Raw genomic sequence first — 20,397 nt, 5'->3', positions numbered from 1 at the left:
GAACGCTACAGGGCCGACGCCTGGTCGTCGGGAAGGTCCAGCCAGCCGGGCAGGTTCTCCTTCTTCTTGCGGTCGAACATGAAGGCGACGCCGACGGACGCGAAGTAGAGCACGATCATCGGCGAGGCCATGAAGAGCATGGTGAACGCGTCGGGGGTCGGCGTCATGATCGCCGCGAAGACGAAGATCACCATGACGGCCGGCCGCCACGCCTTGAGCATGGCCCGTCCCGAGAGAAGGCCGATGATGTTGAAGCAGACGAGGAACACCGGAAGCAGGAAGGCGCACCCGAAGGCGACGATGAACTTGAGGACGAACGACAGGTAGAGGGACGCGTCCTGGATGTTGAAGGCACCGACCGGGGTGAAGTCGAGCAGGACCGCGACCGCCTTGGGCACCATGAGAAGGGCTGCGACGCAACCGGCGACGAAGAGCGGCACGGCCGCCACGACGAACAGGCGCGTGACCCGCTTCTCCTTCTTGGTCAGACCCGGGACGACGAAGCCCCAGATCTGCATGAGCCAGACAGGTGAGGCGAGGATGAGGCCGACGAAGAGCGCGACGGTGAGCTTGATGGCGAACGCATCGGTCATCGTCCCGAAGTTGATGTTGACCAGACCGGTGTCACCGCGCTGGGCGGCAACGTCCTTGAGCGGCTGGATGAGCCGGTTGATGATCGGGTCGTAGTAGATCCAGCCGACGACCGCACCAGCGAGGATGGCGAGCCCGGCCACGACGACGCGATTGCGGAGCTCGCGGAAGTGGTCGGCGAGGGACATCCGTCCCTCGGGATTGCGTTTGCGCAACAACGACGGCATTGGTGGCTGGAGCTTCGGTCGGCAGGTAGGGGTCTCAGAAAGGAGCGGTCAGCGGGAACACTCAGAGCGAGGGGTCGCTGCGGAACCGGTCGGCCTCCGCACGTGCCTGAGCAGCGCGGGTCTCGGCCTCCTTGGCCCGAGCTTCCGCAGCTCTGGCCTCGGCCTCCGCATCGGCGACGCGGCGCTGGGCATCGTTCTCGACGACGTCGCCGGCAACGGTCGACTGCGAAGCCTCGCTCGGGGACTTGCCGTCCTTCTTCATCTCGTCGACCTCGGACTTGAAGACCCGGGCCGACCGACCCAGGCTGCGCGCCATGTCGGGAAGCCTCTTCCACCCGAAGAGGGCGATGATGATGATGGCGATGATGATGAGCTCGGGGGCACCCAGACCTGCCATGTGTCGTCTCCTCAGACGTCAGGGACCCGCATTCACAGGGGGCCGTTCGCTGGCAGCATCGATGCTGCAGAGGCCAGCATACGTGGGCGACGTGAACATTGCGGCCGCCCGCTGGTCCTCCACTCTACCTCGCGCCAGATCAGCGTCCGCGTCATCCCGTCTCGCCGTAGGCGGCGAGCGCGGCTCGCGCCTCGTCGGCCACCGCGCTGGCCAGCCCAGACGGCGAGGCGACCCGGACGTCACCGGCCAGCCGCAGCACGAGGCGACGGACGAGGGCAGGGTCGGCCACCTTGAGGGTGACCCGCACCGATCCGTCGGCGTTCCGGACGACTCCCTCGTTGGGGTAGTAGTCGGCGATCCAGGCCGCCTGCGGGGCGGCCTCGAGGACCACGGTGAGGTCGCTCTCGCTGGGGACGAAGAGCTCGTCGTCGAGGTCGCGGGGGGTTGCCTCCGGAGGCGGCGTGCCGTCCTCGTCGAGCACGCTCGCGGCCTCGATCCGGTCGACCCGGAAGAACCGCACGCCGTTGGCCCGATGGCACCAGCCCTCGAGGTACCACTGCCCGTCGAGGTTGACGATGCGCATGATGTCGACGTCCCGCTCGGTCGTCTCGTCCCGCGTCGCCACGTAGTACGTCAGGTGCACGCGCCGTCGGGCCGCGAGAGCCCCTTTGAGCTCGGTCATGACCGAGTGCTGGCTGCCGTCGTCGAGGTCGAGGGCGATCTGCCCTCCACCCGGGTCGGCAGCCGTCGTGGCCTTGCGCAGCTTCTCCAGGGTCCGCTCGACGACCTCGGAGTGGACGAGCGTCGATCCCAGCGCCTGGAGGCCGGCCGTGAGCGTCACCGCCTCGTCGCGGGTGAGTCGCATGGGCGTGGCGATGTCGTCGGCGTTGGACACGTAGATGTGGCCGTCGTCCCACTGGGCATCGATGAGCTCGGCGTGCGTGTAGCCGGGCGTGCCGCACACGAAGAGCAGCTCGAGGTCGGACTCGATCTGCGCCGGCGCCACCCCGAACTCCGTGGCGGCCTCGTCGATGCTCACGCCTTGGTGGCGCAGCAGCCAGGGAACGAGGTCCAGGAGTCGGCCGAGCCGCTGTGTCGCCGTCTCGGCGGCTGACCGCGCCGGGGCCCGGGTGGCGGTCGGTGCAGACGCCCGTTGGTCAGCCACGCGCTTGTCACTCATCGGCAGGGCCTTCCTGACGTGCTCCCCCGGCGCCGGTGGCATGGGTCTCGATGGTGCGCAGCAGGGCCGCGCGGACGCCGTCGACGAGCTCGGGAGGCGAGACGGCGATCGCGTGGCTCCCCAGCGCGGCGATGTCCCGCTCCGTGCGCCCACGCTCGTAGGGCACCTCGATCTCGGCCCACCGGTGGTCGAGGTCCTGCGTCCTGGTCGCCCCCCGGCGCAGGACGTGACCGCGGCCATGGCGCACCCGGATGATGGCGGATCCCTGCGGCTCCGGCACCTGTGCGGCGAGGGACACCTCGGGCACGTGGTCTGCCGGGATCGCGTAAGACCCGGCTCGCCCCTTCTTGCGGACCGGGCCCACGACCCGGCCGAGTCGGAAGGCGCGCTCCGCGCCCCGGTCGACGTCGTGGCCCGTGAGGTACCACCGGCCGTGCCAGTGCTTCAGAGCCCACGGCCGGACATGCCGAGTGCTGACCGAGCCGTCGTTCTTCCGGTAGTCGAAGGTGATCGGCTGACGAGCCGAGAGGGCGGCACGGACCGGTTCGAAGGCGGACTCGGTCGTCCGGATCCGCGGCTCGACGCCCGCTGCCAGGGACTCGTCGATCTCCACGCCCGCGAGGCGCAGCTTGCGCAGGCCGGCGGTGGCCGTGCCGGAGATGCTGGCCGTGGACCACGCGCGCGCTGCCAGCGCCAGGGCCGCCACCTCGTCGGGCTCGAAGCTGATCTCGGGCAGGGACGCCTCGCTGGGGTCGATGCGGTAGCCCACCTCGTCGTCGAAGAGGACGTCGACGACGGTGGTCGTGATGGGGATGCCCATCTCTCGCAGCTCGTCCTTGTCACGCTCGAACATCCGGTCGAACGCCTCGACGGAGGGTGCCTCGGCGTAGGCCGGCAGGGACCTGCGCAGCTGGTCCTTGGGGATCGGCCGACGCGTCGACTTGAGGGCGAGGATCAGGTTGAGCAGCCGCTCGGTCTTCTCCGCCGACGCGGATGATGCACTCATGGCCGCCTTCCTCCGATCCGGTTCGCCCCGCGCGGGCGCAGTCCGACGCTACCCGACTCCCAGCTCTGTCGAGTGAGCGTTCGCTGGTCCCTTTTGTGAGCAGGGCACAGGGGTCGTCGGTAGGGTCGCCTCCATGATCCAGTGGCGCTCGGCAGTCATCGAAGAGGTGCGTTCGCGATGGGCCGGGGCCGTGGAGTATGCCGCTCGGCTGGCTTCCGGGGACGCCGTCCGTGCGCTGGGCTACCCCGACATCGTCGGGGACCTCCCGCCCGGTGCGCGCGTGCTGCTCAACACGACCGCGCTCGAGCGCGGCCTGGGGACAGGTGGGGTCGCCATCATCGTTGCGGCTCCGGACCACCTGCCCGAGCCAGTGAACGTCCGGGAGCTGGACGGCCATCTCGTCAAGGCCCGCTACACCCCGGGGCAGACCATGGTGCTCGGGGTCGACGAGCAGGGCAGTCCCAACCACGAGCGACTCCGTGATGCCGACGACCTCGGGGGGATGCCCGTCGTCGTCGCCGACCTCCACTCGGCCCTGCCGGCCATCATCGCTGGGGTGCGGGAGTCGGCTCCGGATGCCCGGGTGGCCTACGTCATGACGGATGGCGGGGCTCTCCCGGCCGACTTCTCACGCACGGTGGCCGGGCTACGGGAGGCCGGGTGGCTCGCGGCCTGCATCACCGTGGGCCAGGCCTACGGTGGCGACCTCGAGGCCGTCAACGTGCACACCGGGCTGCTGGCCGCGCACCTCGTCGTCGACGCCGACGTCGCAGTGGTCGCCCAGGGGCCGGGCAATCTCGGCACCGGAACGCGATGGGGCTTCTCGGGCACCTCGGCCGGTGAGGCCGTGAACGCGGCCGGCGTCCTCGGTGGCCGACCCATCGCCTCGCTGAGGGTCTCAGAGGCGGACCAGCGGCCGAGGCACCGTGGCCTGTCGCACCACAGCGCGACCGCCTACGGGCGTGTCGCGCTCGTGCCCGCCGACGTCCCCGTCCCGGATCTCATGGAGGATCTGGCCGGCTACGTCCACAGCCAGGCACAGGCCCTGTGCGACTCGACCGGGGGGCGGCTCACCCTCGTCGAGGTGGGATGCAAGGGTCTGGACGACGCCCTCCGAGCCACGCCGGTGCCGCTGTCGACGATGGGACGCGGGTTCGACGACGACCGCCTCTCCTTCTTGGCGTCGGCCGTTGCCGGTCGCCATGCCGCAGCCCTGCTCGCCTCCTGAGTCGGTGCGTGAGGCGGCGCCTGCGTCAGCGCACCTCGTCGAGGTCCACCACGAAGATGAGCGTCTCCCCCGGAGCGATGGCCGAGCCCGCTCCGCGGTCGCCATAGGCCAGATGCGCTGGAATGGTCAGCTTGCGGCGGCCGCCGACCTTCATGCCCTGGATGCCCTTGTCCCAGCCGGGGATGACCATGCCGACACCGAGCCGGAAGTCGAGCGGCGCACCACGGTTCCACGACGAGTCGAACTCCTCGCCCGTCGAATGCGCGACCCCGACGTAGTGGGCGCTCACGGTGTCACCGGCCTTGGCCTCACGACCGTCGCCCTCGATGAGGTCCTCGATGACCAGGTCGGCGGGCGTGTCACCCTCGGGGAAGTCGATCTCCGGCTTGGTGCGGTCTGGGTCGAGTGCCATGGGGATTCCCTTCGTCGAAGCGTGCCGGACGGCACGGCCTCCAGTCTTGCAGCAGCAGTTCGCTGCGGCGGGCGGCGCCGAAGCGGTCTCTCAGTACGCGTCCAGGATGTCCACGACGAAGACGAGCGTGTCCGTGCCGCTGATGCCACCCTGCGGGTTGCCCTGCTCGCCATAGCCGTCCTTGGGCGGAATGACGAGGAGCACCCGGCTACCGACCTTCTTGCCGACGAGCGTGCTGTCCCAACCGGGAATGACCGCGCCGGCACCGATCGGGAAGTCTGCAGCCGCGCCGCGCTGCCACGACGAGTCGAAGACCTTGCCGTCCTTCCACAGGACGCCCTGGTAGTGGGCGGCGATGAACTGGTTCGCCTTGACGACCGGGCCGTCACCCTCGATGAGGGTGGCCTGCTTGGTCTCGGTCGGGGGGTTTCCCTTGGCGATGGTCACCTTCGGCGCCTTGGCGTTGCCCTCGGGGAACTCGACCGTCGGGAAGCCCGCCGGGCTCGGCTTGCCCTCGCCCTCGAGCGAGCTGAGTCCCTGATGCACCTCGGCCACATCCGCGATGACGACGATGGTGTCGGTCGGTGCGACACCGAGCTGCGCGTTGCCGCTGTCGCCGAAGCCCTTCGCGGGCGGGATGGTGAAGGCGACTCGTCCGCCCTGCTTGGCGCCGATGAGGCCCTCGGTGAAGCCGGCGATGACGTCGGTGCGACCGAGCCGGTAGCCCTCCTCGCCACGACCCTTCGCATAACCGTCATCGAGCAGCTTGCCCGACGTGCCGTTGTAGATCTGGGTCTTGATCCGGACCGTGTGCTCCTTCGTCGCTGCAGGACCGGTGCCGGGGACCAGGACCTTGCGCTGGACCGAGGCCGTCGAGATCGGCAGCGAGCCGAGGTCGACCTTGGGCGCGGTCTTCAGGTCGACCGGACCGGAAGCAGTGAGGCTGGCCAGCGCCTTGACGTCGTCGGCCGGCGCGGGTGCAGGGGCCGACGTCGCCGTGGATCCTCCGCTGGCACTCGTGCCCGTGGGCGCGGGTCCGCTGGGCCCTGCCTGACCACAGGCAGACAGGACGGACAGGCCGAGGACGGCGACGGCGGCCGTCGCGACTGATCGAATTCGCACAGGAACGCTTCCGGGTCGTGGAGAGGGGGACACAGGTCGCCCGCCGGAGGGCGGGCCCGGCCACTGTAACCCCAGATCTTGTGACGGCCGTCCCCGAAGGGGCGCCGGCCCCCGACGGGTCAGAGTGAGCGAGGCACAGACGGAGACCGGGAGATCGTGTCCATGAGGCGCTCGACCCGCTCGTCGACGGCCCGGAACGGGTCCTTGCAGAGCACGGTGCGCTGGGCCTGGTCGTTGAGCTTGAGGTGCACCCAGTCAACGGTGAAGTCGCGGCCGTGCGCCTGTGCCGCCCGGATGAAGTCGCCCCGGAGCTTCGCCCTGGTCGTCTGGGGCGGACGGACCTTGGCCCGGAAGACCTCGATGTCCGAGGCGACACGGGCCGCGTGGCCACGCTTCTGGAGCAGGTAGAACAGGCCGCGGGCCCGGTTGATGTCGTGGTAGGCCAGGTCGAGCTGCAGGATCCTGGGGTCCGAGAGACCGAGCCCGTGCCGCGCGCGGTACCGCTCGATCAGCCGCAGCTTGATGACCCAGTCGATCTCCGTGCCGATCGCGTCGAGGTCGCCGGAGCCGATGGCGTCGAGGGTCCGCCCCCACAGGTCGATGACCTGCTTGGTGTCGGGCGAGGGCATTCCCTCGCGGTCCACGAAGTCGGACGCCTTCTCGAAGTACTCGCGCTGCATGTCCAGAGCGGAGAGCTCACGTCCATTGGCGAGACGCACTGTCGCCCGGCCCGTCGGGTCGTGGCTCATGGTGCGGATGGCCCGGATCGGGTTCTCCAACGCCAGGTCCCGCATCACGACGCCCTGCTCGATGAGGCGCAGCACGAGGTCCGCGGACCCGACCTTGAGCAGGCTCGTGGTCTCGGACATGTTCGAGTCGCCCACGATGACGTGGAGGCGGCGGTACCGCTCGGCGTCCGCGTGCGGCTCGTCCCTGGTGTTGATGATCGGGCGGGAACGCGTCGTGGCGGACGACACACCTTCCCAGATGTGGTCGGCGCGCTGGCTGACCGCATAGCTGGCGCCGTGCGCGGTGGCGACGACCTTGCCTGCGCCACTGGTGATCTGGCGACTGATGAGGAACGGGATGAACATGTCCGACACCCGTTGGAAGTCGCTCGTGCGGCCGTAGAGGTAGTTCTCGTGGCACCCGTAGGAGTTGCCGGCCGAGTCGGTGTTGTTCTTGAAGACGAAGATCTCGCCGTCGACGCCGTCGTCACGCAGGCGGGCCTGTGCGTCCTCGACGAGCCCCTCGAGGATCCGCTCCCCCGCCTTGTCCTGGATGACGAGCTCGCGGACCGAGTCGCACTCAGCGGTGGCGTACTCGGGGTGGGACCCGACATCGAGGTAGAGACGCGCGCCGTTGCCGAGGAAGACGTTGCTCGACCGCCCCCAGGCGACGACCCGCCGGAACAGGTAGCGCGCGACCTCGTCGGGAGTGAGCCGGCGCTGGCCCTGCGTCGTGCAGGTCACGCCGTACTCGTTCTCGATCCCGAAGATCCGCCGCTCCATGGATCAACTCTAAGCACCCGTCGCTATGCCGCGGGCGTAGGAGCGTGACGGGGGCCCGGTGGCCGTGCTCTGCTGGGCCCCATGGCCTCCATCCTCGTTCTCGGCGGAACCAGCTGGCTCGGCGGTGCAGTCGCTGCCCGTGCCCTTGCGCTCGGGCACGAGGTGACGTGTCTCGCGCGGGGCGAGTCGGGGCAGGCGCCCGAGGGAGCCCGGCTCGTGAGCGCGGACCGCACTCACCCGGGGGCCTACGAGGCGCTGCCCGCCCGGGACTCGTGGGACCTCGTGGTCGACGTCGCTCGCCAGCCCGGTCAGGTGCGCAGCGCGGTCGCGGCCCTGGCCGAGCGCTCCGCGCACTGGGCCTTCGTCAGCTCGTGCTCGGTCTACGCCAGGCACGACGAGCCGGGGGCGGACGAGTCCGCCGCGCTCCTTCCCGCGCTGGACTCAGACGAGGCGACGCCAGAGCAGTACGGCGAGGGCAAGGTGGCCTGTGAGCAGGCCGTGCTCAAGGGGCGTGGCGGGCGCGCACTCGTCGCACGGAGCGGACTCATCGTCGGTGGCGGGGACCCGTCCGAGCGATTCGGCTACTGGCCGGGGCGGTTCGCGCAGGCGAGGCAGGACGGCCACGCCGTGCTCGTGCCGGACTGCCCTGACCAGAGGATCCAGTGGGTCGACGTCGTGGATCTGGCCGCGTGGCTGGTGTCCGCGGGGCTGTCGGGGACGACAGGGGTGCACAACGCCGTCGGTCCGGCCGTGACCTTCGAGCACGTCCTCGACACGGCGGCTCGGGTGGCGGGCTTCGCCGGCGAGGTCGCCCGGGCGGATGGCGACACGCTTGCGCGTCTCGACGTCCAGGAGTTCATGGGCCCGCGTTCACTGCCCCTGTGGCTGCGCGACCCGGACTGGCAGGCGTTCATGGACCGCAGCGGGGCATCAGCGGCTGCCGCCGGGCTCGCGCCCCGTCCTCTCGAGGACACCGTGGCAGACTCACTCGCGTGGGAACAGACCCTCGGGACCGCTCGCAAGCGGTCGAGAGCCGGGTTGGACCGCGTGGACGAGCTCGCGATGATCGAGTCGCTGGCAGCGCAGGGGCTTTCGATACCCGATTGAGGCTGGACAGGCCTGTCTCGATTTGGTGGGGCCTGTAACAATGGGGCCCGCCCCCCTTCCGACGCAATCCTCCACATCTCTCCCTTGGATGGCCATGATCGACAGACCCAACTTCAAGTTCTCCCGCCGCGGTTACGAGCCCGAGGAGGTGGATGCGTTCCTTGAATCGCAGAACCGGACCCTCCAGGCCGCGAAGAAGGACGCCTCCGAGCGCAGCGTCGAGCTGACCAAGCTCAATGCCCAGCTCGCCGACCTGCGCGGCCAGCTCGGACAGCAGACCCGTGCGATGGCCGACCTCAAGAAGTCGGCACCCTCGCAGGCGCAGACCTACACCGAGCTCGGCGAGCGCGTCGGCCAGATCCTCACCCTCGCCGACGCAGAGGCCGCCGAGATGCGCAACCGCGCCGCCGTGGAGGCCGAGCACATCCGTGAGCGGGCAAACAACGCGGCCGCCGAGCTCAAGGCGACCACGAGCGCCTACGCGGAGCAGGCGAAGGTCCGGGCCGACGAGGAGGCGCAGCGCGTCATCGCCCAGGCGAACCGAGAGGGACAAGCGATCATCGCCGAGGCACAGAGTGTCGCCTCGGCGCAGCGGCAGGAGTCCCAGGCCGAGTACGAGGCCCACCGGGCCAAGGCCGGCGCTGCGACGGCGGAGCTCGAGACGACGCTGGCCACCCGGCGTGAGCAGGCCGACAAGGAGTTCGAGACGCGTCGTGCGGCCGTCGAGGCCACGCTGGCCGAGGCCGACCGCCGGGCTCGGGAGCTGCGCGAGCGGTCGGAGAAGGACGCGGTCGAGCTGCGTGGCCGGGCCCAGGCGATCCTCAACGGCGCCCAGTCCCAGGCCGACCTCATCGTCGCCGAGGCGCGCGACCACGCAGCGCGGGTGCGCGAGGAGTCCGAGCGCGAGCTCGCCGCCTCCACTGCCCAGCGCGATGCCATCACCTCTCAGCTGGCCAACGTCCGTCAGATGCTCGCCACCCTGGGTGGCGGTGCGGCGGACGCACTCGGCGCCCAGCCGCAGCCGGCCGCCGAGCAGCCCACCCGGCCGGCCGAGCCGCAGCACGAGTCACCCCAGGCAGCGGCAGCGGAGCAGCCTGCCTCACAGCAGGGCGGCGCCGCGGTCGACCCCGCCCCGTCCGACACCACCATCGTGATGCAGGCGATTCCGACCAACCACGAAGACCGCAGCGTCGAGGGCACGTCCTCGAAGGAGCCCGTGCGGACCAACTGACGGTTCTCGGTGCAGCGCTGACGATGCCGTCCGGCCCTGGGGTCGGACGGCATCGTCATTCCGGTCGAGTGCTGGTCAGGTCCGCTGTGTCGGCCCGTCGTCGCGACCCTGGCCGTCCTGAGGCGGACCGGCGTCTCCCGGTCCCTCCTGGGCGTCCACCGGGCCGGCAGCGCGGTTGTTCGGCTCGCCGCTGAGCACCTCGGGGTGCCCGGGGTGGGCTTCGTCCACCGGCGCGTCCGCGATCGGGTCCTCCGTGCTGAGCAGACGGGCGAGCAGGCCTCCGAGCACGCGGCGGAAGGTGCGACGGGGGCGCTCCCGGTCAAGGACGGCGACCTCGAGCTGGTCCGGGCCCAGCTCACGGGGCTCGCCTCCCTCGGGAGCCATGGCCAGCACCTCGACCGCGAGGCGCAGGGCCTCGCCGAGGCTGAGTCCGGGTCGCCAGCGCTCGGAAAGGGCGGCCTCGACCTGCTCGCTCGCCCCGCCCATCGCGACGAAGCCGCGCTCGTCGGCGACTGAGCCGTCGTAGGTCAGGCGGAAGATCTGGTCCTCATCGGGAGTCTCGCCGACCTCGGCGACAACGATCTCGATCTCGAACGGCTTGGACTCCTGGGTGAAGACCGCCCCCAGCGTCTGGGCGTAGGTGTTGGCCAACGCGCGCGCCGTCACGTCCGTGCGGTCGTAGGAGTAGCCGCGCAGGTCGGCGTAGCGGATCCCGGCGACGCGCAGGGACTCGAACTCGTTGTAGCGCCCGACGGCCGCGAACGCGATCCGGTCATAGATCTCGGAGACCTTGTGCAACGCCCGGGACGGATTCTCGGCGACGAAGGCGATGCCCTTGTCGTAGTCCAGCACGACGACGGACCGACCGCGCGCGATGCCCTTGCGGGCGAAATCCGCGCGGTCCTTCATCACCTGCTCGGGCGGGACGTAGAACGGCATGGTCATCGGGCACCTCCGGGGTTGCCGCGGCGGGACTCGACGATGGCGGCCACCTGGCGCTCGAGGACGTCCGCCGGCACGAAGCGGGTCCCCGACCGGTCGACGACCGCCACGGTCGGCCAGATCTGTCGGCCGAGGTCGGGACCGCCGGTGGCCGAGTCGTCGTCGGCCGCGTCGTAGAGCGCCTCGAGCGCGACAGCGACGGCGGTCTCCTCACCCAGGCCGGGCCGCCACAGCTTCTTCAGCGCGCCCCGGGCGAAGACCGAGCCAGACCCGCTGGAGTGGTGGCCGCCCTCGAGGTAGCACCCGCCGGTCACGTCGTACGAGTAGATGCGACCGGCACCGTCGTCCAGGTCGTACCCGGCGTAGGTCGGCACGACGGTGAGGCCCTGCATCGCCAGGGCGAGGTTGCCCCGGATCATGGAAGCGAGCCGGTTCGCCTTGCCCTCGAGGGACATGATGGCGCCCTCGATCTTCTCGTAGTGCTCGAGCTCGACCTGGTAGAGCCGGATCAGCTCCACGGCGATCCCGGCGGTCCCGGCGATGCCGACGACGCTGTAGCCGTCAGCCGCGAAGACCTTCTCCATGTCGCGGTTCGCGATGAAGTTGCCCATGGTCGCGCGGCGGTCGCCCGCCATGATGACGCCGTCCCGGTGCAGGAGGGACACGATCGTCGTGCCGTGCGGCGCCTCGATGCTGGCCCCCACGGGGAGCGGGCGTCCGGAAGGCAGCAGCTCCGGTCGGTACCCGGCCACGAACTCCGTGAACGACGACGACCCGCTCGCGAGGAACGCGTCGTCGAGTCTGGGCGCACGCGAGCTGGGTCCGCCGGTCACTGGCCGCCCTTCTGGACGAACCCACGCACGAACTCCTCGGCGTTCGACTCGAGGACTCCGTCGATCTCCTCCAGGACGCTGTCGATGTCCTCGTCCAGGTTCTCCTTGACGGCGGCTCCGGACGGGGTCGGTGGTGGGGTGTCGGGGGCCTCCGGCGGCTCCTCGTCCCTGCGCTGCGGTCGGGTGTGCTCCTGGCCGGCCATGACTACCTCCAAAACGCGAATCACGTGTACCTCGACCCTAACCCGTCACGCCGTTCGCTGCGTCGAGGTTCCACGCTGCGGCCCTCTCTCCCCGTGGCGACGGGCCGGACCAGCCGCGCTCCCGGGTCAGTCGGGAGAGGCCAGGGCACGCAGGAGTGACTCGACGTCGGAGCTCTGGTCCAACAGCGATCCAACCTGCTCCCTCGTGCCCCGCTCGGGCTCGAGGATGGGGACGCGCTGGAGGTTCGGTCGCCCGGGCACATCGAAGACGACCGAGTCCCAGCTCGCCGAGAACACCTGCGGCGTGAAGCGGCTGACGCAGGTGCCGCGGAACCAGGCCCTCGTGTCCTCCGGTGGCGCCGACTGCGCAGTGCGGATCTCGTCGGACGTCGTCAGCTCGACCAGCCGCCCGCGATCCCGGAGCCGATGGACCAAGCCCTTCTCGGGGCGTACATCGGCCCATTGGATGTCGATCGCCGCCAGCCGGTGGTCTTCCCAGCCCAGCCCGTCGCGGGACCGGTACCCCTCGAGGAGCTGCAGCTTGGCGACCCAGTCGACGAGGCCGCTCGCGGCCATGACGTCCCGGCCGAGCCGGGTCAGCACGTCCTCCCAGTAGCGCATGACCTCCTCGGTCGCCTCGGGCACCGGGTCGTCGCCACGTCCGTCGAGCCAGGCGCGGGCCGCCTCGAGATAGAGCCACTGGACGTCGAGTGCGGTCATCGTGCGACCGTCCTGGAGCTCGACAACGGTGCGGAGGGTGGGGTCGTGGGAGATGGCCTGCAGCGCGGCCACCGGTCGGCGGATCGACCAGTCCTCACGCAGGTGCCCGTCCTCGATCATGCCGAGGACGAGCGAGGTGGTCCCGACCTTGAGCAGGTTCGCGACGTCGAGCTGGTTCGCGTCGCCGATGATGACGTGCAGCCGCCGATAGCGGTCCGCCACGGCGTGCGGCTCGTCGCGGGTGTTGATGATGGGGCGCTTCAGGGTCGTCTCGAGCCCGACCTCCGTCTCGAAGAAGTCCGCCCGCTGAGAGATCTGGTAGCCGGCTCCGCGCGAGTCCACCCCGATCCCGACCCGCCCGGCGCCGACCACGACCTGCCGGGTCACGAAGAACGGGATGAGGTGCCGGACGATGTCGGGGAACGGCGTGCGGCGCGGCATGAGGTAGTTCTCGTGCGTCCCGTAGGACTGGCCCTTGCCGTCCGTGTTGTTCTTGTAGAGGTTGACCGGGGCCTGCCCCGGACGCGAGGCGAGCAGGCGCACCGACTCGAGCGCGATGGCGTCCCCGGCGCGGTCCCAGCGGATGGCTGCACGGGGCACGGTGACCTCGGGCGAGCTGTACTCGGGGTGCGCGTGGTCGACGTAGTAGCGGGCGCCGTTGGGCAGGACGACGTTGGCCAGCGTGGGATCCTCGATGTCGGTCAGCTGGCTGGGGTCGGCGGTGTCCCGGTCCACGTGCCACCCGCGGGCGTCCTGGAGGGGGTCCTCGAACGCGTAGTCCCAGCTCGACTGGTTCGAGCGCACGCCGTGCGCCGCGGCGTAGACGCTGACGACCTGACCGGACAGGAACATGGGGTTGGCCAGCGGGTCGCCGGGCACGGAGATGCCGAACTCCGTCTCGAGACCCATGATCCGCCGAACCGTCATGGTCGAGACCCTAGCCACATGGGGCAGGACGTGAGCGACGAGGTCGACTATCGTCAACAGTGACGCGAACCTCGAGAGGGGATCACCCGTGAAAGATGTGGTCGTCTTCAGCGGCTCCGCTCACCCAGCGCTCGCCGACCGGATCTGCGCGCATCTGGGTGTCACCCGATCCCCCGTCGACATCAAGCGCTTCGCCAACGACTGCCTCCAGGCGCAGCTGCTCGAGAACTGCCGGCTGCGCGATGTCTACATCGTCCAGCCCCTCGTGCCGCCGACCCAGGAGCACCTGATGGAGCTGCTCCTCATGATCGACGCGGCCCGTGGAGCGTCGGCGGCGCAGATCACGGCCGTGATGCCGCACTACGCCTACGCCCGCTCCGACAAGAAGGACGCCTCCCGGATCTCCCTAGGGGGGCGTCTGGTCGCCGACATGATCGGCACGGCCGGAGCGCATCGGGTCCTGACGATGGCGCTGCACGCCCCGCAGGTCCACGGCTTCTTCTCCATGCCGGTCGACCACCTGACGGCCATCGGGGTCCTCGCCGACCACCTCCGTGGGTCCAACCTCACGAACTGCATCGTGGTCAGTCCGGACCTGGGCAACGCCAAGGTCGCGACACAGTTCGCGCGGCTCCTCGGACTACCCGTGGCGGCGGGCTCGAAGCGGCGCATCTCCGATGACCAGGTCGTCGTCGACTCCATCGTCGGCGACGTGGCCGGGCGCCGGGTCATCATCCTCGACGACGAGATCGCGACCGGGGGCTCGATGGTCGAGCTGATGGACCGCCTCCGCGACGCGGGGGCGACGGAGGCCACCATCGTGTGCACGCACGGGCTCTTCGCGGGCCGGGCAGTCGAGCGCCTCCGTGGGCATCCCTTCGTCACGGAGGTGGTGACCACGGACACCGTGCCGGCACCGTCAGGCTGGCCGGAGCTGCGGGTCCGCTCCGTGTCGGAGCTGTTCGCCGAGGCGATCGACCGGATCCACCATGGCCGTTCCGTGTCCTCGCTCTTCGAGGGCGTGGACCCCACCTATGCTCCCCCACAGGCCAGGTTGCCCTTCGAGACGATGGCATGACGCGTCGAGTCACCAGCTGGCGCAACCCTGCCGTGGCCTTCCTCACCGACGTGGTCCTCGTCGTGGCCTTCGCGGCCATCGGCAGGTCCTCGCACGACGAGAGCCTCACCCTCGCGGGCGTCCTCGCGACCGCGACCCCCTTCCTCGCCGGCACGGCGATCGGGTGGCTCGTGGTGCGTGCCCGACGGGGCGCCTGGCCGCTCGAGGTCGGCCCGGGCATCACCGTCTGGTTCTCGACCGTGCTCGTCGGGATGCTGCTGCGCGCGGTCGTGCTCCGCAGCTTCGCGTGGCCCTTCCTCGCCGTGGCCGCGACCGTGCTCGCGGTGCTGCTCATCGGGTGGCGCGCACTCGCGAGCCGGGCGGGCACCCGCTCAGCGCGACCCGGAGAGCGAGCTCAGCGGCATACGACGTGATTTCCGGTATGCCGCCGAGCTGGCTTCACATCGTGGACTGCCTTGAGCGCCAAGGCAGTCCACGACGCCCGCTCACAGGTACTGTCCGGTGTTGGCCGTGGCGATCGACCGGCCCGGCTCGGTGCCGTCCTTGCCCTTGATGAGCGTGCGGATGTAGACGATCCGCTCGCCCTTCTTGCCGCTGATGCGAGCCCAGTCGTCCGGGTTGGTCGTGTTGGGCAGGTCCTCGTTCTCCTTGAACTCGTCGACGCAGCTGGCGAGGATGTGCTCGACGCGGATGCCCTTCTGCCCCGTCGTGAGGAAGTCCTTGATCGCCAGCTTCTTGGCCCGGTCGACGATGTTCTGGATCATCGCGCCGGAGTTGAAGTCCTTGAAGTAGAGGATCTCCTTGTCGCCGCCCTGGTAGGTCACCTCGAGGAAGCGGTTCTCCTCCATCTCCGAGTACATCCGCTCCACGGCTGCCGTCGTCATCGCCTCCACGGTCGCCTCGCGGTCCCCGCCGTGGATGGCAAGGTCGTGCTGGTGCAGCGGGAGCGATGCCGTGAGGTACTTGCTGAAGATGTCGCGGGCGCTCTCGGCATCGGGGCGCTCGATCTTGATCTTCGCGTCGAGGCGGCCCGGTCGCAGGATCGCCGGGTCGATCATGTCCTCGCGGTTGGAGGCGCCGATGACGATGACGTTCTCGAGGCGCTCGACCCCGTCGATCTCGGCCAGCAGCTGGGGGACGATCGTCGTCTCGACATCGCTCGAGATGCCGGACCCGCGGGTGCGGAAGAGGGAGTCCATCTCGTCGAAGAAGACGACCACGGGGTTGCCCTCCGACGCCTTCTCCCGCGCTCGCTGGAAGATCAGGCGGATGTGCCGCTCGGTCTCGCCGACGTACTTGTTGAGCAGCTCCGGACCCTTGATGTTGAGGAAGTAGCCCTTCCCCGTCTCACGGCCGGATCGCTCGGCCACCTGCTTGGCCAGCGATGCGGCCACCGCCTTCGCGATGAGCGTCTTCCCGCAGCCGGGAGGCCCGTAGAGCAGCACGCCCTTGGGTGGCTTGAGCGCATGCTCCCGGAAGAGCTCGGGGTGCAGGAACGGCAGCTCGACGGCGTCGCGGATCTGCTCGATCTGGCCCGCGAGCCCGCCGATGTCCTCGTAGCCGACGTCGGGGACCTCCTCGAGTACGAGCTCCTCGACCTCGAGCTTGGGGATGAGCTCATGGACGAAGTTGGACCGCGGGTCGAGCGCGAGGGAGTCCCCGACACGGATCCGCTCGCCCAGCAGGGGTGTGGCAATGCGACAGACGCGCTCCTCGTCCCCGTGCGTCACGACGACGACGCGGTCCTCGCCCAGCTTCTCCTTGACGGTGACGACCTCACCCACCCGCTCGTAGCCGTGCACGGAGACCACGTTGAGCGCCTCGTTGAGCATGACCTCGCGCCCCAGGGCCAGCTCGGCCGAATCCACCGACGGGCTCACGGCGACCCGCATCTTGCGGCCCCCGGTGAGGATGTCGACCGAGCCCTCCTGGGGCTCGTCGAGAACGAGTCCGTAGGTGCTCGGCGGCTGCGCGAGCCGATCGACCTCCTTCTTGAGGTTGACGATCTGTTCCCGGGCCTCCTTGAGCGTGCGGACGAGGCGCTCGTTCTGCGTCGAGAGGGACTGGAGCGAGGTCTGCAGGTGGCTCAGGCGCGCCTCCAGCTCGCGGGTCTGCTGGGGGGTGGTCCTCGACGACTCGCGCAGCGCCCGCACCTCGGCCCTCAGCGCCTCGAGCTCACGGTCCACCTGCCCGGGACCGCCTGCGGCCGACGCGGCGCGTGCGCCGCCCATGGGGCTGATCGGCTCGGATCGCGGGCTCGTCTCCGCAGCCGATCCGAGATCTCCGAGCCCGCGCGCGCGGGCCTCCTCGTTCCTGCTCTCGTCGGTCATCGCGGGCCCTCCTCGGGTGTCAGCACGACCCCACGAAGGGGCCGTGACAATTCGACCCTAACCCCGACGGGTCACAAGTCGTCGGACCTTTCTGTCACCGAACGGCGCAGCCGCCGGATCCTCTTGTCGCTCTTCACCCGCTCCCCCAGCGCCTCGGGCGTCCAGGCCTCCGCGGGAATCTCGGTCGAGGGCGTCGACCCAGGCACCTGCGTTGGTGGGATGGCTTCGACAGGGCCGCCGGACTCGTCGAAGCCGTCGGATGACGTCTCTCCCGTACCCTCGTTCGGTCCGTAGGCACCCTTGGCCGGCCGCCGCTTGCGCTCGGGCGGGACGACACCCGGGGCGAGGCGGCGGGCGGTGACGAGGAAGCCGGTGTGCCCGTGCATGCGGTGCTGGGGCCGCACGGCGAGGCCCTCGAGGTGCCAGCCCCGCACCAGCGACTCCCAGGCGTTGGGCTCGGTGAACCCGCCGTGCGCGCGCATCCCCTCAGCGATCCGGCTCAGCTGCGTCGTCGTCGCCACGTAGCAGATGAGCACGCCCCCGGGGATGAGGACCTCGGCGACCACGTCGAGGCACTCCCACGGTGCGAGCATGTCGAGGACCACGCGGTCGACCGAGGCAGGCTCGACGGTCCGCGGCAGCGCCTCCACCAGGTCGCCGACGGTGATGGTCCACGCGGGGTGGTCGCCCCCGAAGAACGCCCGGCCGTTGCCCCGCGCGATCTCGGCGAAGTCCTCCCGCCTCTCGAAGGAGAGCAGCTGGCCGTGCTCGCCCACGGCACGCAGGAGCGACATCGACAGGGCGCCGGAGCCCACACCGGCCTCGACGACGGTGGCCCCCGGGAAGATGTCCGCCATCTGGACGATCTGGCCGGCGTCCTTGGGGTAGACGACCGCGGCGCCGCGGGGCATGGACATGACGTAGTCGCTGAGCAGCGGCCGCAGGGCGAGGTACTCGACGCCGGCCGTGTTCGTGACGACGGAGCCGTCCGGCGCGCCGATGAGGTCGTCGTGGCGCAGGTAGCCGCGGTGGGTGTGGAACTCACGCCCCGGCTCGAGGGTGATCGTGTGCAGACGCCCCTTCGGGTCGGTCAGCTGCACGCGCTCGCCCACCTCGAAGACGCCGCGCCGGTGGTGCGCGGTGGTGCGCTGGGGCTCCTGCGTAGGCCGGGCGGCGTGGGTCATGGGAGCACAGTCTAGGTGCCGGCAGCCCGCCTCCTGCCCGGTCGGCGCACCGTCTGGGCCTCCACCTCGTAGCGGCTCTGGCGCCCACCCGGTGTCGCGAAGAAGCGGCGTCGCAGCGACCCCTCGATCTCGATGGTGGCCCCGGCGTCGAGTCGCAGCGCGGCACGGCGCGTGGCCGCGCTGCAGCACACCACGTCGATGGTGTCGACCTGTCCCGACCGTGGCTCTCCCTCGACCGAGCCCGCTCTCCGGGCCGGGCGCGCCCGCGGGATGATGACGCGCAGCGTCACGATGACGTCCCCGCTCGGCAGCGTCCGCTCTTCTGCCGGAGCGCTCAACCGTCCGCAGAGACGGACCTCGTTGCGCACGTCCCCGGCTGCCCCCTCATCGATCGTCGGGCTGGCTCGCGGTGGTGTGGTCGATGCACCTCGTGACATGACCCGGCTCCCTTCGTGACCCGTCGTGCACGGGACCTCGCCAGCAGCCTCCGACACCAGACGGTGAGCCGGCCGGATCGCCGCCGTGCCTGTGGACGACCGGACCTGTGCGCGGGGGGTTGGGGACAAGGCCCTCAGCCGTCGCGCTCGCGACGCAGCCCAGCTCGCGACGCAGCTCAGCTCCGGCGTCGGCGTGCGAGGGCGGCGCCGACGACCTCGTTGACCCGCTCCGCCGTGGCGAGGCCGGCGACTCGTCGCGTCGTGGCATCGACGACGACGATGACGGGCAGGTTGCGTTCGCTCATCTCCCGGACGAGGTCCGTCAGCACGGCGTCCGTCCCCAGCGCCACCACCCACTCAGCCGGTTGGGAGGTGACGACCGCGCCGAGGGGTGTCGTGGCCCGCGCCCCGGCGGGAACCTCGGCTGCCGCGGCGGGGTCGAGGAGTCCGAACGGCCACCCTCCCTCGTCCGTCGCGACCAACCACGCCGAGGTGGTGTCGGCCGGCCCCGCCAACGCGGCCGCCTCGCCCAGCGTCGCCGTCGTCGGGAGCAGCAGCACCGGCTCGAGCACGTCGCCCACCGGCCCGGCCGTCGCGTCGATGATCGCGCCGGCCCGGATCGCCTGGGTGGCTCCCTGCCAGAGGAAGAACGCGATGGCCACCGGCCAGACGACTCCGAACATCGTGATGCTCTGGCCCTCGAGCAGGGGACGCCCGACGAACCACAGGACCGTGCCGGCCGCCATGACCCGGCCGAGCCAGCCGGCCGCGACGAGCCCGGACCCCTTGCGTCCGGTCAGGCGCCAGACGAGGGCACTGACGATCTGGCCACCGTCTAGAGGCAGGCCCGGGAGGAGGTTGAAGAGGCCGACGAGAAAGTTGGCGCGCGCCACGATGACGAGCAGCGTCGAGGCCGTCTCGTTGGTGACACCCGCCTCGACGAGCCAGGCCACGGCAGCGAGGACGAGGTTGGACAGCGGGCCGACGACGGCGACGAGGGCGGTGGTTCCCGGCGTCGAACGGGTCGCGTCATAGACGGTGTGGCCGCCCCAGACGTCGGCGACGATGCGTCCCACGGCATGCCCTCGGGCCCGAGCGGCGAGGGCGTGTGCGGCCTCGTGGACGAGCACCGAGACGAGCAGCAGCACCGCATAGCCGCCCGCCACGACGTAGCCGTACGACGGGCTCCGGTCCGCTCGCCCCAGCGCCGGCCCGAACACGGCGATGATGATGACGGCGATGACCGGCCAGGACCGGGCGATGTAGACCGGCGTACCGGCGATGCTGCCGATGCGCCAGCCGTGGCGTCGGGACTCGTCCGGCGCAGGTGAGGTCATGAGGTGAAGCCTATGTGCGCATCCGGGGGCGTCCGGGGCGGCACTGTCCGAGGGGAGTCATACAGTCGCCTCATGCTCCCCGCCTTGTCGCCGAGCCGAGCCTCGGACTTCATGACGTGCCCGATGCTCTACCGCTTTCGCGTCATCGACAAGCTCCCCTCGCCCCCGACCGCCGCGACGGCCCGTGGGACGCTCGTGCACGCGGTGCTCGAGCGGCTCTTCGACCTGCCGACCTCGGAGCGCACACTCGACGCCGCGGTTGCGCTGGTCCCGCGCGAGTGGGAGCGGATCGCGACCGAGGAGCCGGAGATGCTCTCGTTGCTTGCCGAGCACGACGGCCGGACCGACGAATGGTTCTCGGGCGCCGGGGCCTTGCTCCAGACCTGGTTCGGCC

21 protein-coding genes are annotated in these 20,397 nt (G+C 70.4%); 6 read left to right on the top strand and 15 right to left on the bottom strand.

Features of this window, described 5'->3' with window-relative positions:
- Positions 1-5 precede the first annotated feature (5 nt).
- The 4 genes from tatC to ABF401_RS20505 all read right to left on the bottom strand — a co-directional run bounded on the left by tatC (position 6) and on the right by ABF401_RS20505 (position 3,401).
- Positions 6-779, bottom strand: a complete 774-nt coding sequence (gene tatC / locus ABF401_RS20520) for a twin-arginine translocase subunit TatC (protein ID WP_353511450.1) — start codon at positions 777-779, stop codon at positions 6-8.
- Between the two features lie 100 nt (positions 780-879).
- Positions 880-1,215 carry a Sec-independent protein translocase subunit TatA gene (tatA, locus tag ABF401_RS20515; protein WP_353511449.1) on the bottom strand — a complete coding sequence of 112 codons (336 nt, stop codon included), beginning with the start codon at positions 1,213-1,215 and terminating at the stop codon, positions 880-882.
- Positions 1,216-1,366: 151 nt separating this feature from the next.
- Complete coding sequence (locus ABF401_RS20510; protein ID WP_353511448.1) at positions 1,367-2,395, bottom strand: helix-turn-helix transcriptional regulator; 1,029 nt, start codon at positions 2,393-2,395, stop codon at positions 1,367-1,369.
- Positions 2,388-3,401: a helix-turn-helix transcriptional regulator gene (locus ABF401_RS20505; protein ID WP_353511447.1), complete on the bottom strand. Its 1,014-nt coding sequence runs from the start codon at positions 3,399-3,401 to the stop codon at positions 2,388-2,390. Before ABF401_RS20505 ends, ABF401_RS20510 begins: the two co-directional genes overlap by 8 nt.
- Positions 3,402-3,534: 133 nt before the next feature.
- Between ABF401_RS20505 and ABF401_RS20500 the strand changes: the two genes are divergently transcribed.
- Entirely contained in the window at positions 3,535-4,629 is a 1,095-nt protein-coding gene (locus tag ABF401_RS20500; protein ID WP_353511446.1) for a DUF3866 family protein, read from the top strand.
- A 25-nt stretch (positions 4,630-4,654) separates the two neighbouring features.
- Here ABF401_RS20500 and ABF401_RS20495 read toward each other — a convergent pair whose 3' ends face one another.
- From ABF401_RS20495 to pafA, 3 genes are all read right to left on the bottom strand, one after another.
- Positions 4,655-5,041, bottom strand: coding sequence for an FKBP-type peptidyl-prolyl cis-trans isomerase (locus tag ABF401_RS20495; protein ID WP_353511445.1), 387 nt, complete (start codon positions 5,039-5,041; stop codon positions 4,655-4,657).
- A 90-nt stretch (positions 5,042-5,131) separates the two neighbouring features.
- Positions 5,132-6,163, bottom strand: coding sequence for an FKBP-type peptidyl-prolyl cis-trans isomerase (locus ABF401_RS20490; RefSeq protein WP_353511444.1), 1,032 nt, complete (start codon positions 6,161-6,163; stop codon positions 5,132-5,134).
- Between the two features lie 119 nt (positions 6,164-6,282).
- Positions 6,283-7,674, bottom strand: a complete 1,392-nt coding sequence (gene pafA, locus ABF401_RS20485) for a Pup--protein ligase (RefSeq protein WP_353511443.1) — start codon at positions 7,672-7,674, stop codon at positions 6,283-6,285.
- 81 nt (positions 7,675-7,755) lie between these two features.
- Between pafA and ABF401_RS20480 the strand changes: the two genes are divergently transcribed.
- Complete coding sequence (locus tag ABF401_RS20480) at positions 7,756-8,781, top strand: NAD-dependent epimerase/dehydratase family protein (RefSeq protein ID WP_353511442.1); 1,026 nt, start codon at positions 7,756-7,758, stop codon at positions 8,779-8,781.
- 94 nt (positions 8,782-8,875) lie between these two features.
- Positions 8,876-10,012, top strand: a complete 1,137-nt coding sequence (locus ABF401_RS20475) for a hypothetical protein (protein WP_353511441.1) — start codon at positions 8,876-8,878, stop codon at positions 10,010-10,012.
- A 75-nt stretch (positions 10,013-10,087) separates the two neighbouring features.
- Here the strand turns inward: ABF401_RS20475 and prcA are convergent, their stop codons facing one another.
- The 4 genes from prcA to dop all read right to left on the bottom strand — a co-directional run bounded on the left by prcA (position 10,088) and on the right by dop (position 13,637).
- Positions 10,088-10,957 carry a proteasome subunit alpha gene (prcA, locus tag ABF401_RS20470; protein WP_353511440.1) on the bottom strand — a complete coding sequence of 290 codons (870 nt, stop codon included), beginning with the start codon at positions 10,955-10,957 and terminating at the stop codon, positions 10,088-10,090.
- Positions 10,954-11,787: a proteasome subunit beta gene (prcB, locus tag ABF401_RS20465; RefSeq protein WP_353511439.1), complete on the bottom strand. Its 834-nt coding sequence runs from the start codon at positions 11,785-11,787 to the stop codon at positions 10,954-10,956. Before prcB ends, prcA begins: the two co-directional genes overlap by 4 nt.
- Positions 11,784-11,990, bottom strand: coding sequence for a ubiquitin-like protein Pup (locus tag ABF401_RS20460; RefSeq protein ID WP_353511438.1), 207 nt, complete (start codon positions 11,988-11,990; stop codon positions 11,784-11,786). The genes prcB and ABF401_RS20460 overlap by 4 nt, the downstream gene beginning before the upstream one ends.
- A 126-nt stretch (positions 11,991-12,116) precedes the next feature.
- Complete coding sequence (gene dop, locus ABF401_RS20455) at positions 12,117-13,637, bottom strand: depupylase/deamidase Dop (protein ID WP_353511437.1); 1,521 nt, start codon at positions 13,635-13,637, stop codon at positions 12,117-12,119.
- An 88-nt stretch (positions 13,638-13,725) separates the two neighbouring features.
- Here dop and ABF401_RS20450 point away from each other — a divergent pair, with 88 nt between their 5' ends.
- Both ABF401_RS20450 and ABF401_RS20445 read left to right on the top strand, forming a co-directional pair.
- A complete protein-coding gene (locus ABF401_RS20450; protein ID WP_353511436.1) occupies positions 13,726-14,715 on the top strand; it encodes a ribose-phosphate diphosphokinase in 990 nt (329 codons plus the stop codon).
- On the top strand, positions 14,712-15,128 hold the full coding sequence (locus ABF401_RS20445; protein WP_353511435.1) for a DUF3054 domain-containing protein: 417 nt from the start codon (positions 14,712-14,714) through the stop codon (positions 15,126-15,128). The genes ABF401_RS20450 and ABF401_RS20445 overlap by 4 nt, the downstream gene beginning before the upstream one ends.
- A 72-nt stretch (positions 15,129-15,200) precedes the next feature.
- Here the strand turns inward: ABF401_RS20445 and arc are convergent, their stop codons facing one another.
- From arc to ABF401_RS20425, 4 genes are all read right to left on the bottom strand, one after another.
- The gene (gene arc / locus ABF401_RS20440; protein WP_353511434.1) at positions 15,201-17,045 is read right to left on the bottom strand and encodes a proteasome ATPase; all 1,845 of its coding nucleotides are present in this window, start codon (positions 17,043-17,045) and stop codon (positions 15,201-15,203) included.
- 71 nt (positions 17,046-17,116) lie between these two features.
- Complete coding sequence (locus ABF401_RS20435) at positions 17,117-18,229, bottom strand: tRNA (adenine-N1)-methyltransferase (protein WP_353511433.1); 1,113 nt, start codon at positions 18,227-18,229, stop codon at positions 17,117-17,119.
- Between the two features lie 11 nt (positions 18,230-18,240).
- A complete protein-coding gene (locus ABF401_RS20430) occupies positions 18,241-18,666 on the bottom strand; it encodes a single-stranded DNA-binding protein (RefSeq protein ID WP_353511432.1) in 426 nt (141 codons plus the stop codon).
- Positions 18,667-18,842: 176 nt separating this feature from the next.
- Positions 18,843-20,003, bottom strand: coding sequence for a site-2 protease family protein (locus ABF401_RS20425; protein ID WP_353511431.1), 1,161 nt, complete (start codon positions 20,001-20,003; stop codon positions 18,843-18,845).
- A 72-nt stretch (positions 20,004-20,075) separates the two neighbouring features.
- Between ABF401_RS20425 and ABF401_RS20420 the strand changes: the two genes are divergently transcribed.
- The coding region (locus tag ABF401_RS20420) for a RecB family exonuclease (RefSeq protein WP_353511430.1) at positions 20,076-20,397 on the top strand (322 nt) is incomplete at its 3' end.

The organism is Intrasporangium sp. (assembly GCF_040414665.1).
GTDB lineage: Bacteria > Actinomycetota > Actinomycetes > Actinomycetales > Dermatophilaceae > Intrasporangium.
The sequence above is the reverse complement of the archived record's forward strand: the minus strand, read 5'-3'. Positions and strand labels throughout refer to the sequence as shown.

What these genes read in the sequence shown, in the direction of transcription:
- tatC (WP_353511450.1), bottom strand. Translation starts at nt 779, where the DNA reads ATGTCCCTCGCCGACCACTTCCGCGAGCTCCGCAATCGCGTCGTCGTG.
- tatA (WP_353511449.1), bottom strand. Translation starts at nt 1,215, where the DNA reads ATGGCAGGTCTGGGTGCCCCCGAGCTCATCATCATCGCCATCATCATC.
- ABF401_RS20510 (WP_353511448.1), bottom strand. Translation starts at nt 2,395, where the DNA reads ATGAGTGACAAGCGCGTGGCTGACCAACGGGCGTCTGCACCGACCGCC.
- ABF401_RS20505 (WP_353511447.1), bottom strand. Translation starts at nt 3,401, where the DNA reads ATGAGTGCATCATCCGCGTCGGCGGAGAAGACCGAGCGGCTGCTCAAC.
- ABF401_RS20500 (WP_353511446.1), top strand. Translation starts at nt 3,535, where the DNA reads ATGATCCAGTGGCGCTCGGCAGTCATCGAAGAGGTGCGTTCGCGATGG.
- ABF401_RS20495 (WP_353511445.1), bottom strand. Translation starts at nt 5,041, where the DNA reads ATGGCACTCGACCCAGACCGCACCAAGCCGGAGATCGACTTCCCCGAG.
- pafA (WP_353511443.1), bottom strand. Translation starts at nt 7,674, where the DNA reads ATGGAGCGGCGGATCTTCGGGATCGAGAACGAGTACGGCGTGACCTGC.
- ABF401_RS20480 (WP_353511442.1), top strand. Translation starts at nt 7,756, where the DNA reads ATGGCCTCCATCCTCGTTCTCGGCGGAACCAGCTGGCTCGGCGGTGCA.
- ABF401_RS20475 (WP_353511441.1), top strand. Translation starts at nt 8,876, where the DNA reads ATGATCGACAGACCCAACTTCAAGTTCTCCCGCCGCGGTTACGAGCCC.
- prcA (WP_353511440.1), bottom strand. Translation starts at nt 10,957, where the DNA reads ATGACCATGCCGTTCTACGTCCCGCCCGAGCAGGTGATGAAGGACCGC.
- ABF401_RS20460 (WP_353511438.1), bottom strand. Translation starts at nt 11,990, where the DNA reads ATGGCCGGCCAGGAGCACACCCGACCGCAGCGCAGGGACGAGGAGCCG.
- dop (WP_353511437.1), bottom strand. Translation starts at nt 13,637, where the DNA reads ATGACGGTTCGGCGGATCATGGGTCTCGAGACGGAGTTCGGCATCTCC.
- ABF401_RS20445 (WP_353511435.1), top strand. Translation starts at nt 14,712, where the DNA reads ATGACGCGTCGAGTCACCAGCTGGCGCAACCCTGCCGTGGCCTTCCTC.
- arc (WP_353511434.1), bottom strand. Translation starts at nt 17,045, where the DNA reads ATGACCGACGAGAGCAGGAACGAGGAGGCCCGCGCGCGCGGGCTCGGA.
- ABF401_RS20435 (WP_353511433.1), bottom strand. Translation starts at nt 18,229, where the DNA reads ATGACCCACGCCGCCCGGCCTACGCAGGAGCCCCAGCGCACCACCGCG.
- ABF401_RS20430 (WP_353511432.1), bottom strand. Translation starts at nt 18,666, where the DNA reads ATGTCACGAGGTGCATCGACCACACCACCGCGAGCCAGCCCGACGATC.
- ABF401_RS20425 (WP_353511431.1), bottom strand. Translation starts at nt 20,003, where the DNA reads ATGACCTCACCTGCGCCGGACGAGTCCCGACGCCACGGCTGGCGCATC.